The sequence below is a fragment of the Agrobacterium tumefaciens genome, assembly GCF_009649785.1.
Lineage (GTDB): Bacteria > Pseudomonadota > Alphaproteobacteria > Rhizobiales > Rhizobiaceae > Agrobacterium > Agrobacterium tumefaciens.
Window position 1 is genome coordinate 1 of record NZ_WJOK01000018.1, and the last position, 13,707, is coordinate 13,707.

A 13,707-nucleotide genomic window follows, 5' to 3' on the forward strand; every position below is an offset into this window, starting at 1 on the left:
ACATAAAATATGCATACCGATTTTTGCCATGCCGTTACGCACGGAAAAAAGACGAGACCTGTAAGGACGATCGCCTTGCTCCTTTGATCGTTTCTGTTAAAAAACTCGTAAAGTCACACTTTATCCCACGCATCATACAAATGGGTCCCACTTCATGTCAGCCACCAAGCTTGCCATCGTCGGCGTCGGCAAAATCGTTCGCGACCAGCACCTTCCCGCCATCGCAGGCAATCCGGATTTTGAATTGATCTGCACGGCCAGCCGCCACGGTACCGTGGATGGCGTCGCTTCTTACGGCACCATCGAGACCATGCTGGAGGCCGTCGAGGATATCGAGGCCGTATCGCTCTGCATGCCGCCGCAGTACCGTTACGAGGCTGCATATGCGGCGCTGAATGCCGGCAAGCACGTTTTCCTCGAAAAGCCGCCGGGCGCAACGCTTTCGGAAGTTCAGGATCTCGTTCGTCTTGCGGATTCGAAGGGTCTTTCGCTATTTGCAAGCTGGCACTCGCGTTATGCGCCGGGCGTTGAAGCTGCAAAGGCGTTTCTCGCCTCGACAAAAATCGACAGCGTGCATGTCATCTGGAAAGAGGATGTGCGCCACTGGCACCCCAACCAGGCATGGATCTGGCAGGCGGGCGGTCTCGGTGTGTTCGATCCCGGCATCAATGCGCTGTCGATCATCACCCACATCCTGCCCCGCGCGCTGTTCCTGACCAAGGCAACGCTTGAGTTCCCGGAAAACCGCGACGCGCCCATCGCTGCCGAGCTGCATTTTTCCGACGTTACGAAAATGCCCGTGCGCGCCGAGTTCGACTGGCGCCAGACCGGCAAGCAGAGCTGGGATATCGTTGCCGAAACGGCGGCCGGGCAGATGGTGCTTTCGGAAGGCGGCGCGAAGCTCTCCATCAATGGCGAGCAGGCAGTGTCGGAACCCGAGCGGGAATATCCGGCGCTCTACGAGCGTTTTGCGGAAATCATCAAGGCCGGACGCTCTGATGTCGATCTTGCGCCATTGACTCATGTGGCCGATGCCTTCCTGCTCGGCCGCCACAAATTCGTGGATTCCTTCTACGACTGAGGAGCCGAAAGGCTTTTGGAAGCCTTCCGTAAGACAGGTGCATCAAAGGGCGCGGCTGACGAAACGGTCGCGCCCTGACTTTTTTGCCTGATACAGTGCCTCGTCAACGCTGCGCAAAAGCGTGGCGCGGTCAGCACCGGCCTGAGGGGCGATGGCGCCGCCAATGCTGAGACGCGCACCGACCGCCTGCCCGTCAACATCAAAGGGTTCACGGAAGGCTGCCAGAAGCCTGTCTGCCAGTCCGTTCATCACCTCAGACCTGCTGGGACGGGGTATGAAAATGGCGAATTCGTCGCCTCCCATGCGCACCACCGTATCTTCGCTGCGGATCGAATTGCGAATGCGGTCGGCGGCAGCGGTCAGCACCCTGTCACCCGCCGGGTGGCCGAACGTGTCATTGATCGCCTTGAAACCGTCCAGATCGAGATAGAGCACGCCGAAGGCCTCGTTCTCACGCAGAGCCGCGCCAAGCTGGCCATCGACAATCGCCTCCAGCGCCTTGCGATTGTAAAAGCCGGTCAACGGATCAGTCATCACCGCATCCCGCAATTCACGCTCCGCCAGACTCATTGTGAAATTGGCCTTCTGTAAACGCAGGAGTGCGGCCGCCAGCAGCGCAAAGTGCTTCAGATTGTCAATTTCGCTTTGAGAGAATTTTCTCGGCACCGTATCGACAAGGCAAAAGGCGCCGACCACAAGACCCGGTTCCAGCTCGATCGGCGCGCCAGCATAGGAACGCAATCCGGGACCGCCCTTCACATAGGACATGAAGCGGAAATCCGGATGCTGGGTCAGATCGGAAATGACCACGACATCCTGCCTGGCAATTACTCGGTTGCATATCGACAGATCGCGCGGGCATTCCGAAAGTTGCATTCCCGCCTGTTCGGCAATATGGAGCCAGTCCTCATCGACGATATGGACGGCCGCACGCGGGACGTCAAAGACGCCCTGCCCCAATCGAGACAGCACTTCCAGTTCCGGCATCTCGGCATTCTTGACGGACATGATTGACCGCACCGCGACCAGACGCTCTATTTCCCCGTCGGGCCGTGAAATCGCCTGTCCCATGATGATGTCCTTCTGCTGTTTGGTCTGTGGCAGCCGCCACCGTCCGTCACCTGTCGGCCGGATCAGACAGCTATGTCTGATTCGGCTCATAATGCGAAAACCGGCAGGCTGCGCCACATGCGAATTTTTGCCAGTCTTTTTGTGTGGGAAACTGTGATCAGGCTTTCTTCTGCCAGCGGCCTTCCGGCGATTGCTGCCAATAGGTCAGCGCATGACCTTCGGTCTTCAGCCTTTTCCAGTGGTTCCGCGCCATTTCCAGCTGGTAGGCATCATATCCGTCGAACATGAACACTATCCGCTCATAGCCCTCCACCGCCGGCGGTTCGGCACCGTCGACGAGAAACCGCACACTCGCCTCGTTACCGTTCGCATTCGACGCCGTCAAAAGAATCGGCTGGTTTTGCGGCGCGGCAGAGCTATCCGTTGCGTGCGGCAGAAAACTGTCGTCACGAAAGGTCCACAGATGCGTGTCGAGGAAATCGCGGCGCTCCTCGTCCACCGTCTGGATCGCGACCTTCCAGCCGCGTTCCAGCGATTTTTCGAGCAAGGGCGGCAATGCATCCTCCAGCTTCGATTCCGTCAGATGGTAGAACAGGATTTCAGTCATCTGCGGACTTGCAGCTCCGGTCGCATCAATCTTCGTAGTGGGCGCGAACGAGTTCGTTCAGCAACCGCACACCGTAGCCGGATCCCCAGGACTGGTTGATCTCGGTCAACGGCGAACCCATGGCGGTGCCGGCGATATCGAGATGCGCCCAGGGTGTTTCGCCCACGAAACGCTTGAGGAACTGAGCGGCGGTGACAGAGCCCGCCAGACGGCCAGAGCTGTTCTTCATGTCGGCGAATTTGGAATCAATAATCTTGTCGTAATCCTTGCCCAGCGGCATGCGCCACAGCTTTTCCGCCGTAACATCGCCTGCCTGCGAAAGACGTGCAGCCAACTCGTCATCATTCGAGAAAAGGCCAGCCTGAAGATTGCCGAGTGCAACCGTGATCGCTCCCGTCAAGGTGGCGAGGTTGATCATGAATTTCGGGTTGAAACGCTCCTTGGCGTACCAGAGCGCATCGGCGAGAACCAGCCGGCCTTCGGCGTCGGTGTTTATGATCTCAATGGTCTGGCCGGACATGGAGGTGACGATATCGCCGGGACGCTGGGCGTTACCATCAGGCATGTTCTCCACCAGACCGATGACGCCGATCACATTGGCTTTCGCCTTGCGGGCCGCGAGCGTGTGCATGAGGCCGGTCACGGCGGCAGCGCCACCCATGTCGCCCTTCATGTCTTCCATGTTAAGGCCGGGCTTCAGCGAGATACCGCCGGTATCGAACACAACGCCCTTGCCGACGAAGGCGATAGGCTCGTCCTTCTTGGAGCCGCCGTTCCACTGCATGACCGCAAGCCGGGGCGGACGCGCCGAACCCTGCGCCACACCGAGAAGCGCGTTCATGCCAAGCTTCTTCAGCTCCTTCTCGCCGAGAATTTCGACCTCGACACCGAGCTTCTTTAACTCTTCCGCCTTTTCAGCGAACTCGACAGGACCGAGAACATTCGGCGGCAGGTTGACGAGATCACGCGCCAGGACAACGCCGCCCGCGACGGCCTCCGACACGGCAAAGGCCTTTTCCGCCTCCTGATGGACTGCCGTCACGATGACGATTTCTACTTTCTTCGGCGACTTCTCATCATCGGATTTCTTCTTGGTCTTATAGGCATCGAAGCTATAGGCACGCAGCAGCAGGCCAAGCGCAAAATCCGCAGCCGCCTGCGCACCGACATCGACGCCCGGGGCATCTAGATAGACGGCAACCTTGTCCGCCTTCCTGAAATTGGCGGCAGCGGTGCCGCCGGCACGCAACCAATCATGGGCGACAAGTTTCGCCGGCTTGCCGAGGCCAATGACGAGAAGCCGGTCGGCGCCCGAACCCTGCGGCGCAATCACGTCGAGTGTGGTCATGGACTTTGCGGAAAAGCCCGAAATCTTTGCCGCCCGTTCAAGCACGCCACCCGGATCGGCTTCCGATGCGCCGGCAGCTGCCTGCGCCTCACCCGAGGCTTGCAGCACAACGGCAAGGGTATTTTCAAGCGAGGCGGAATTGGCGAAAGAAATATCGAATTTGGCGGACATGTTTTCCTGCTCTTCGTGGATAACTTGCGTGTGCGCCCGATCATGGCCTTTTCGGCCCCCGGCGCAACCCTGCATTTTTAAAGGCTCACATTCTTTAAAGGCCGACATTCGCTAAAGGAAAGGCATTTTTGTGGAATGGCCGATCGCGTCATGAAACCGACAGCTTGTTCCACAAAAAGACACAGGCGGTGGAAAAATCATCGTGCAAAACATTTTTGTGAGCGTGCCGGAATAGCCAATTGCAAACGATGCGATTAGATAGGCGGAAATCCGGCGAGCGATCGCGCAGAAAAACAATGTCGACAAGGGCAGTATGAAGCTTCTCGAGAACTATATCCTGCGACGGACAACGCAGATGTTTCTGGTCGCGCTGCTGCCGGTGCTGGCCATCATCTGGACCATCCAGGTTCTCCAGAGAATCAACCTCGTCACCGATACCGGCCAGTCGATGGGCTCCTTCATGGCGCTGGCGACGATGATCCTGCCGACGCTGATTCCCGTCGTGTTGCCTTTCGCCCTCGTCATTGGCATCACCCAGACATTCACGGCGATGAACAACGATTCCGAGCTTGCCATCATCGATGCGGCCGGATCGTCGCGCTCTGTGATGTTTCGCCCGGTTATCATTCTGGCTGCCGTTCTAAGTGCGCTTTCCTTCACCATCACCAACTTCATCGAGCCGCCTGCCCGAAATTCGGCCAGGCAGATGGTGGCGGCTGCCTATGCCGACCTCCTCTCGTCGGTGATCGAGGAAAAGACCTTCCGCGCTGTTCAGGACGGCCTCTATGTGCAGATCGCCCAACGTCAGGGCCGTATCCTCAAGGGCCTGTTCGTCGCCGATCGCCGCGATCCGAATTTCGATCTTATCTATTACGCCAAGGAAGGCATGATCGATGAAAGCGGCACGTCGCTGACGATGCGCGACGGCGAAGTCCAGCAGAAAACACCTGATGGCAAGGTCTCCATCGTCAAGTTCCTGTCCTATGCCTTCGACCTTTCGACCATGTCGGAAAAGCAGACTTCCGAACCGTCGCTTTCTCCGGGCGATGCGAGCCTCGGTTTCCTTCTCTCGCCAGACGAGAACAACGCGAGTTACAAGCGGTCTCCCGAAAGCTTCCGCAGTGAGTTGCACAAGCGCCTGTCGGACTGGATGTTCGCCTTCGCCTTCGCACTGATATCGCTGGTCATAGCCGCTGATGCGCGCTCGCATCGTGAAGCGCGGATGCATCCGATGGTCGCTGCGCTGGTGACGGCCTTCATGCTGCGCTGGCTCGGTTTTTACGTCACCAACCAGGTCAAGCAGAGCGCGGCCTTCATTCCGCTGGTCTATGCCGTGCCGGGCCTCAGCGGTGCCGCCGCCGCCTTTATTCTCATCACGGGTCGCAAGCCGAGAATGCCGAAGATCATCGCGGATACGGCCAGCCGTCTGCGCCGTCTTTTCTCCAGCCGGCTGGCGCGAAGCTCGGGGAGCGGTAACGCATGATTTTCAGCACCCTCGCCCGGTATTTCCTCAAACGGTATCTGATCACGGCCATCTGGTTCCTGCTCGGCGTATCGGCAATTATCTATCTTGCCGATTTCAGCGAAACGGCGCGGCGCATGTCCAGCGTGCCAGGCTATTCTGTTCCAGGCGCACTTGGCCTCACCGCGCTTCGCCTGCCGCTGATCCTGCAGCAGACTATTCCCTTCATTGCACTCTTCGTCGGCATGACGACGCTGATCTCGCTCAACCGGCGTTACGAGCTCGTCGTCACGCGTGCGGCAGGCGTCTCCGCCTGGCAATTCATCCTTCCTTTTGTCCTTGGTGCGGTCTTTCTTGGAATCCTGTCCGTCCTCGTCCTCAACCCTATCGCCGCCTGGGGGCAAAACCAGTCGCTGTCGATGGAGGCGGGCTGGCGCAACGAAGGCAGCGGCGGACGCCAGCAGGACATCATTCCCTGGATGCGCCAGTCGAGCGGCGGCCAGGATACGATCATCGGCGCTAAGAGCTTCGAAGACAACGGGACCATGCTTCTCGACGTGGTTCTGATACACCTCGACAAGGCCGGCAACATCGTCTCCCGGCAGGACGCGAAGTCGGCAAAGTTGGAAGATGGTTACTGGCTTCTTAACGGCGTCGCGGAAACCCGTGCGGGACATGTGCCAGTTCGGCAAGAGAGCACGCGGATCAGTACCAATCTGAGACGAGAATTCGTTCAGGAACGTATGACGCAGACGGAAACCGTTGCTTTCTTTGATCTTTCTCACAAGATCGAAGTTGCAAAGTCTTTTGGACTGTCTTCGAAAGCGCTTGAGACGCAGTATCATTTCCTGCTATCGACGCCCCTGCTTCTGGTTGCGATGACCTTGATCGCCGCGACAGTTTCATTAAAGTTCAGCCGCTTCGCCCAGTCGCGCTCCGTGATTCTGGGTGGAATCGTTTCCGGCTTCGTGCTTTATGTAGTAACCGTGCTCGTAAGGGCATTCGGGAGTGGTGGCGTTGTCCCTCCCACCGTCGCGGTCTGGGTTCCAGTCATCGTGGCGTTGGCTTTGGGGGCAACCATTCTGCTTCATCAGGAGGACGGCTAGTGGCGGTATATGACCGCGGGAATATCAGGCGGCTTTGGACGGCCCTTCTGACAGGTGCCGCTGTGTGCGCATATTTGGCATCCAGCCCGGTCGCTTTCGGCCAGGGTGGTTTGCTTGCGCCCGGAAGCCAAGACGATTCGAAACTCCTGCTTACGGCAAATGAACTGACCTATAATCGCGATTCCCAGCGGGTCATCGCGAAGGGTGTGGTTCGCATGCATTATTCGGGCTACCGTATGGTGGCCCAGCAAGTGGAATATAATCAGCAGACGGGCCGCGTGATTGCGCACGGCAACATCGAGCTGATCGAGCCCGGCGGCAACAAGATCTATGCCGACGAGATGGATGTCACTGACGATTTCGGTCAGGGCTTTGTCAATGCGCTGCGCGTCGAGACCCCGGACAATACCCGCATCGCGGGTGAAAGCGCCGAACGGCTCGAAGGCGACCGCATGGTCCTCAATAACGGCGTCTATACCGCCTGTTTGCCCTGCGCCGAACGGCCCGAAAAGGCGCCGTTGTGGCAGGTCAAGGCTGAACGTGTCATTCAGGACGGCAAGACCCATACGATCCGGCTGGAAAAAGCCCGCTTGCAGCTTTTCGGCCATTCGATCGCATACGTCCCGTTCCTGACGGTTCCGGACAATACGGTGAAGCGGAAGTCCGGATTCCTGTTTCCGCAGATGAGCATTACCGACAACCTCGGTTTCGGCATCGGCGTGCCCTATTTCCAGGTTCTGTCCGACACCTCGGATGTGACCGTTACCCCGACCTATTACACGACGCAGGGTCTGCTTCTGCAGGCGGAACTGCGCCAGCGTTTCGAAACCGGCATGCACACCGTGACCGTCGCCGGCATCAGCCAGCTGAAGTCCGATACATTTACTGCCGGAACCAGTGACGCCCTCAACGACAATCGCGGCATGATTGCCAGCAAGGGTAACTTCTCCATCAATCCGCGCTGGGCGTTCGGTTGGGATGCCATGGTGCAGACCGACAACAACTTTTCGCGTACCTATGGGCTGAAGGGTTACAAGAACGACGTCCAGACCAATCAGATCTATTTGGCTGGCGCAGGCGAGCGGAACAGCTTCGATGCCCGCGGCTATTATTTCAACGTTCAGGATACGGACAACAACGAATCCAACGAACGCAAGCAGGCCATCGTTCATCCGGTTGTCGACTACCGTTATTTCGTACCGGATCCGATCTATGGCGGCGAACTTTCGCTGACCACCAACCTGACCAGCATCACCCGCCAGAAACAGGATGCCTACGCGCTTGGAGGCTATTCGCGGTTCAACGGGCTTGAAGGAAACTATACGCGCCTTTCCACCGAAGCCGAATGGAAGCGCACCTTCACGATGGATAGCGGCCTGCAGATCACGCCGATCCTTGCCGCCCGTGGTGATGCGCTGTGGACGGATATGTCGGCGGCAAGCTTTACATCGGGTGGCACGTCCTATGCCTATCAGGGCATGATGCAGGACGATGCGGCGTTGCGAGGCATGGTAACCGGCGGTCTGGAAGTGCGTTACCCCTGGCTGTTCACGGCGCTTAACAGCAACCACGTGATCGAGCCGATTGCGCAGATTTTCGTGCGTCCGAACGAACAATATGCCGGCCGCTTCCCCAACGAAGATTCGCAGGCTTTCGTGTTCGACGCGACCAACCTGTTCGAACGTGATAAGTTCTCCGGTTTCGACCGGATCGAAGGCGGCACGCGCGCAAACATCGGTCTGCGCTACAACGGCACATTCGACAATGGCTACGGCATTCGCGCCATTGCCGGTCAGTCTTTCCACCTGGCGGGCGACAATTCTTTCGCCTCCTACGATCTCGTCAATGTCGGCGCGAATTCCGGTCTCGAATCCGACCGCTCGGACTACGTCGCCATGGCAGCCTTCGATGCGCCAATCGGCCTATCGCTGTCATCGAGCCTGCGCTTCGACAAGGACAATCTCGAAATCAACCGTTCCGAGACAGGCGTCAGCTATTCGGACCGCCGCCTCACCGGCAAGCTCAGCTATACGCAGGTCAAGGCGCAGCCGCAGTACGGCTACAATGAAGACCGCGATATCGTTCAGGCGTCCGGTACGCTGCGCATGGACGACAACTGGTCGCTGTTCGGCTCGATCAACTACGATCTGAACGGAAAATTTGCCGCCGAGCGCCGTATTGGCATCGCCTATCAGGATGAATGCACGATCTTGACGGTCAGCTACTCCGACGAGGGCAATATCAATTCCAGCCGGCAGGCCGCCAATGACTGGTCGATCAATGCCCGTCTGGCATTCCGCACGCTCGGCGATGTCAGCATCGGCTCCGCAAACGAGGACTGGGCCGATATGGATATCGGCTGGAAACCGAACAATTACTGAGTTTAAAGGCAGGCCAGACAGGATCGTGGCCTGCCTTTTTGCCATCCAGCCAGTAAAAGTCACGGTTTTGCCGCAACAACGCGCCAGGGTCCGTCCGGTATAGGACCATCGGGTTTCTTTCAACAAACCGACACATTGCCGTCTTGCAGATCGCGATGATATATACGTGGCAAATTCGCGGTGCGGATGCACAGGTGCAGATCTGAAAAGCTAGGGTAAGGAATATTCCCCATTGGCAGACAGAACAGATTGGCGGGACGGGGAAACAGACCCCCGCCCGACGAAAGGGAGAAGGATATGATGAATTTCGGAAAGACGGCTTTGCGTGGCGCTGCTTTCGCCTTTGCGATATTCGCCGTTCCCATGGCCGTTGCGCCCTTTGCCAGCCAGGCCTTCGCCGACAGCACGGTCAAAATCGTCGTCAACAAGACCCCCATTACCAATGATGATATTGCCAAGCGCGTCGCCTTCCTGAAGCTGCAGCGCCAATCTGGCAATCTCAACGAAAAAGCCCGCGAGCAGCTGGTTGATGAGGCGCTGAAACGCGAAGAAATCGGTCGCGTGAAAATGTCCGTCAGCACCCAAGAGGTCGATGCGGCTTTTGCGCGCTTTGCCGGCAACAACAAAATGAAACCGGAGCAGCTGTCTCAGGTCCTCTCCAAGGCCGGTGTCGGCGCCGACCACTTCAAAGCCTTCATCGCCGTGCAGATGAGCTGGCCGCGCCTTGTTAACGCCCGTTATGGTGCGCGTGGCAAGATGTCTAACCAGGACCTCGTCACCCGCCTGAGGGAACGCGGCGACAAGCCGGTAACGACGGAATATTTCCTGCAACAGGTGATTTTCGTCATTCCGGAATCGAAGCGCAATGCCATCACTGGCAAGCGTAAGGCCGAGGCTGAAGCCTCGCGCAAGCGTTATCCGGGCTGCGACCAGGCCATGACTTTCGCGGCCACCATGCGGGACGTGGCGATCAAGGATCTTGGACGGATTCTGGCGCCCGAACTGCCGGAAGAGTGGAAGCCTCTCGTGGAAAAGACCAAGGAAGGCGGCACCACAGGAACACGCGTGACCGAAAAGGGCGTCGAATATCTGGCAATCTGCAAGCAGCGTCAGGTTTCCGACGATTACGCAGCGGAAATGGTGTTCAAGTCCGAAGACCTGATGAAGGCCAAGGGTGGCGAAAACCCGAACGAGAAGAAATATATGGATGAGCTGCGCAAGAAGGCGCAGATCGTCAACACCTGATACGAGAGCCGGCCTTTCCGTGACACATGCATCCCTGCCGCTTGCCCTGACACAGGGAGATCCAGCCGGTATCGGCCCTGATATCGCCATTGCCGCCTGGGCCAAGCGCCGGGAGAACGGCGTGGCGCCCTTCATCTTCATCGGCGATCCCGATGTGGTGGCGAGCCGTGCGGCGCTGCTTGGCATACCGGTCAATATCGAGAACTGCGAAGCGGCGGATGCCGTCGGCGTGTTTGACCGTGCTTTTCCCGTTCTTCCTCTTCCCGTCGGTTTCGAGGTTCAGGCCGGCCAGCCGCATGTCGGAGCCGCTCATGCGACGATCAAGGCGATCGAGCTTGCCGTTGCCTTGACGGTCGAGGGCAAGGCTTCCGCCGTCGTCACCAATCCGATTGCGAAATCCGTGCTTTACGAAGCAGGCTTCGGTTTTCCCGGTCACACGGAATTTCTCGCCGATCTGGCTTTGCGCCTGACCGGCAAACAGGTGATGCCGGTGATGATGATTGCCGGACCCAAGGTCCGCGTCGTGCCAGTAACGATCCATATCCCAGTAAAAGACGTGCCTTCGGCACTGACGGAAGAGCTGATCGTTACGACCTGCCGCATTATCGATGCTGATCTGCGGCAGAAATTCGGCATCGAGGCACCACGACTGGCGGTCGCCGGTCTCAATCCACACGCGGGTGAAGATGGGGCATTGGGCACAGAGGACCGCGATGTGGTTCACCCTGCGACCATACGGTTGCGGAAAGACGGGATCGACGCTTTCGGCCCCCTGCCCGCCGATACGATGTTCCACGATGCTGCCCGCAGGCGCTATGATGTCGCCGTCTGCATGTATCACGATCAGGCCCTTATCCCGGCCAAGGCGCTTGGCTTTGACGATTCCGTCAATGTCACGCTCGGCCTGCCCTTCATCCGGACCTCGCCCGACCACGGCACCGCCTTCGGCATCGCCGGCCAGGGCATTGCCAGCGAAACGAGCCTTGTCGCAGCGCTGAAGATGGCGGCGGAGATTTCTCTTCGCAGCCGGGTCGGCGCATAATGGCCGCCATTGACGGATTGCCGCCGCTACGCGATGTCATTCAGCGCCATGGGCTAGACGCTAAGAAGTCGCTCGGGCAGAACTTCCTGTTCGATCTCAACCTCACCCAGAAGATCGCCCGAACCGCTGGGCCGCTTGACGGCGTGACGGTCATCGAGGTTGGCCCCGGGCCTGGCGGCCTCACCCGCGCCATTCTATCGCTCGGTGCCAAAAAGGTTATCGCCATTGAGCGGGACAGCCGCTGCCTGCCGGCACTTGCGGAGATCGAAGCGCATTATCCCGGACGTCTTGAGGTCATCGAGGGTGATGCGCTGAAGACCGATTTCGAGGCTTTGGTTCCCGCTGGCGAACCGGTGCGGATCATTGCCAACCTGCCTTACAATGTCGGCACGCAATTGTTGGTCAACTGGCTGCTGCCGAGAGAATGGCCGCCTTTCTGGCTCTCCATGACGCTGATGTTCCAGAAGGAAGTCGGCCAGCGCATCGTGGCAGAAGAAGGCGACAACCATTACGGCCGCCTTGGCGTTCTCGCCGGCTGGCGCACGGTTTCGGAAATGGCCTTCGACGTCCCGCCGCAGGCCTTCAGCCCACCGCCTAAGGTTACCTCGACGGTCGTGCATCTGCTGCCAAAGGAAAAGCCGCTGCCCTGCGATGTCGCGAAGCTCGAAAAGGTAACGGAAGCCGCCTTCGGCCAACGCCGCAAGATGCTGCGCCAGAGCGTGAAAAGCATTGGCGGTGAAGTTCTGCTGGAAAAGGCAGGCATTGACGCGACACGACGGGCTGAGACGCTGTCGGTCGGGGAATTTGTGACGCTGGCGAACTGCCTCTAATTGAAGGCGACGTTTCGGCACTTCTAACGCGGGCGACGGAATTAGGGGACAAGCGCGTGGAGAGTGCCGGTTTTCACTACAAGCTCCACATGCCCGTCGGATCGCCTGATTGCGCGGTCGTGTTGCTACACGGTTCGGGAAGAACGGAGGAAGATCTCGCTTCGTTTGGCCGTACCGTTTTTCCCAACGGCATTCTGTATGCTCCGAGAGGCATTGTGCGATGGGAAAATGGCTTTGCGTTTTTTCGCAGAAAGCCCGACAGACAACTCGATATCGACGACCTGAAACATCAAGCCGCCGGACTTTGCCGGTTTATCGAATTCGTATTTCAGCAGACGGGGCAAAGACCCTTTCTCGCGGGATATTCAAACGGTGCGATCATCGCGGCTGAAACAATCTGCCAGAATCGTCATCTGTCGAGGGGTGCCATTCTGCTTCGGCCACTATCCCCACGCAATAACGAGCATTTTCCGAAGCTCACCGGATATCCTGCGCTCCTGCTTGCAGGTGCACATGATGAGCGGCGGCATCGCGATGATGCGCCCCATTTGGCCGATCAATTTTCGATTGCGGGCGCGGATGTGGTACTGGAGACACTCGACACAGGCCACGGCTGGGCAACAGACGCGGCAGACGAGCGCGTGTCCCGGCAATGGCTACGTCAGCATTAGAGATAACACGCCGCTTTAACTGCCAAATCAGAGCTGCGGTTCTTCCGCAAGCAGTCCGCGCACGAAATCGAACATGCCGTGGCGGCGGTCGCGGCGCACACGTTCGGCCTTGACTATCGCTTCTACGGCCTCGAAGGCCGCCTGCAGGTCGTCGTTGAGGATGACGTAGTCGTAATCGCGCCAGTGCTCGATCTCGGCGCGGGAATTGAGAAGCCGGGTCTGGATCACCGCTTCGGTGTCCTCGGCGCGGCGGTGCAGGCGCGATTGCAGCTCGGTCATGGTTGGCGGCAGGATGAAGATCGACACGACGTCGGCCTTCATCTTGTCCTGAAGCTGTTCGGCGCCCTGCCAGTCGATGTCGAACAGCATGTCGCGTCCGGCCGCCATCGCCACTTCCACCGGCTCGCGCGGCGTGCCGTAAAAATTGCCGTGAACCTCGGCCCATTCCAGAAGCTCATCGCTGTCACGCAGGCGCTCGAAGTCGCGCTTGGAGATGAAGTGGTAGTGGATGCCTTCAATCTCGCTCTGGCGGCGCGGGCGCGTCGTCACGCTGACGGACAGGCTGATGTTCTTGTCCTTGTCGAGCAGGTTGCGCGCTATCGTGGATTTACCAGCGCCCGATGGCGATGAAATCACCAGCATCAGCCCTCTGCGGGCAATCGTAACAGGGGAATTGTTCACCGGAACCATGG

Annotated in this window: 12 protein-coding genes; 8 read left to right on the forward strand and 4 right to left on the reverse strand. The window is 58.5% G+C overall.

Annotated features, from left to right (window positions below; genetic code table 11):
- Positions 1–154 precede the first annotated feature (154 nt).
- Positions 155–1,081 (forward strand): Gfo/Idh/MocA family protein, encoded by a 927-nt coding sequence (locus tag GH784_RS18540; RefSeq protein WP_003512408.1) that lies wholly within the window; start codon positions 155–157, stop codon positions 1,079–1,081.
- A gap of 42 nt (positions 1,082–1,123) precedes the next feature.
- Here GH784_RS18540 and GH784_RS18545 read toward each other — a convergent pair whose 3' ends face one another.
- From GH784_RS18545 to GH784_RS18555, 3 genes are all read right to left on the reverse strand, one after another.
- The gene (locus tag GH784_RS18545) at positions 1,124–2,152 is read right to left on the reverse strand and encodes a sensor domain-containing diguanylate cyclase (protein ID WP_003512406.1); all 1,029 of its coding nucleotides are present in this window, start codon (positions 2,150–2,152) and stop codon (positions 1,124–1,126) included.
- 157 nt (positions 2,153–2,309) lie between these two features.
- A complete protein-coding gene (locus GH784_RS18550; protein WP_003512404.1) occupies positions 2,310–2,759 on the reverse strand; it encodes a DNA polymerase III subunit chi in 450 nt (149 codons plus the stop codon).
- A 25-nt stretch (positions 2,760–2,784) separates the two neighbouring features.
- The gene (locus GH784_RS18555; RefSeq protein ID WP_065704783.1) at positions 2,785–4,278 is read right to left on the reverse strand and encodes a leucyl aminopeptidase; all 1,494 of its coding nucleotides are present in this window, start codon (positions 4,276–4,278) and stop codon (positions 2,785–2,787) included.
- Between the two features lie 313 nt (positions 4,279–4,591).
- On the opposite strand from GH784_RS18555, the gene GH784_RS18560 reads away from it, so the two are divergent.
- The 7 genes from GH784_RS18560 (at position 4,592) to GH784_RS18590 (ending at position 13,015) form a co-directional block, all read left to right on the forward strand.
- The gene (locus tag GH784_RS18560) at positions 4,592–5,761 is read left to right on the forward strand and encodes an LptF/LptG family permease (protein ID WP_003512402.1); all 1,170 of its coding nucleotides are present in this window, start codon (positions 4,592–4,594) and stop codon (positions 5,759–5,761) included.
- Positions 5,758–6,846, forward strand: coding sequence for an LPS export ABC transporter permease LptG (gene lptG, locus GH784_RS18565; RefSeq protein WP_003512400.1), 1,089 nt, complete (start codon positions 5,758–5,760; stop codon positions 6,844–6,846). The genes GH784_RS18560 and lptG overlap by 4 nt, the downstream gene beginning before the upstream one ends.
- Positions 6,846–9,227 carry an LPS-assembly protein LptD gene (locus tag GH784_RS18570; protein ID WP_003512398.1) on the forward strand — a complete coding sequence of 794 codons (2,382 nt, stop codon included), beginning with the start codon at positions 6,846–6,848 and terminating at the stop codon, positions 9,225–9,227. The genes lptG and GH784_RS18570 overlap by 1 nt, the downstream gene beginning before the upstream one ends.
- A 297-nt stretch (positions 9,228–9,524) precedes the next feature.
- On the forward strand, positions 9,525–10,472 hold the full coding sequence (locus tag GH784_RS18575; protein ID WP_065704785.1) for a SurA N-terminal domain-containing protein: 948 nt from the start codon (positions 9,525–9,527) through the stop codon (positions 10,470–10,472).
- Positions 10,473–10,491: 19 nt separating this feature from the next.
- A complete protein-coding gene (gene pdxA, locus GH784_RS18580) occupies positions 10,492–11,514 on the forward strand; it encodes a 4-hydroxythreonine-4-phosphate dehydrogenase PdxA (RefSeq protein ID WP_065661159.1) in 1,023 nt (340 codons plus the stop codon).
- Positions 11,514–12,344 carry a 16S rRNA (adenine(1518)-N(6)/adenine(1519)-N(6))-dimethyltransferase RsmA gene (rsmA, locus tag GH784_RS18585; RefSeq protein ID WP_153793673.1) on the forward strand — a complete coding sequence of 277 codons (831 nt, stop codon included), beginning with the start codon at positions 11,514–11,516 and terminating at the stop codon, positions 12,342–12,344. Before pdxA ends, rsmA begins: the two co-directional genes overlap by 1 nt.
- Before the next feature lie 56 nt (positions 12,345–12,400).
- The gene (locus GH784_RS18590) at positions 12,401–13,015 is read left to right on the forward strand and encodes an alpha/beta hydrolase (RefSeq protein WP_065704790.1); all 615 of its coding nucleotides are present in this window, start codon (positions 12,401–12,403) and stop codon (positions 13,013–13,015) included.
- A gap of 27 nt (positions 13,016–13,042) precedes the next feature.
- On the opposite strand, the gene gmk is transcribed toward GH784_RS18590, so the two are convergent.
- A complete protein-coding gene (gene gmk / locus GH784_RS18595; RefSeq protein ID WP_003512388.1) occupies positions 13,043–13,705 on the reverse strand; it encodes a guanylate kinase in 663 nt (220 codons plus the stop codon).
- Positions 13,706–13,707 lie beyond the last annotated feature (2 nt).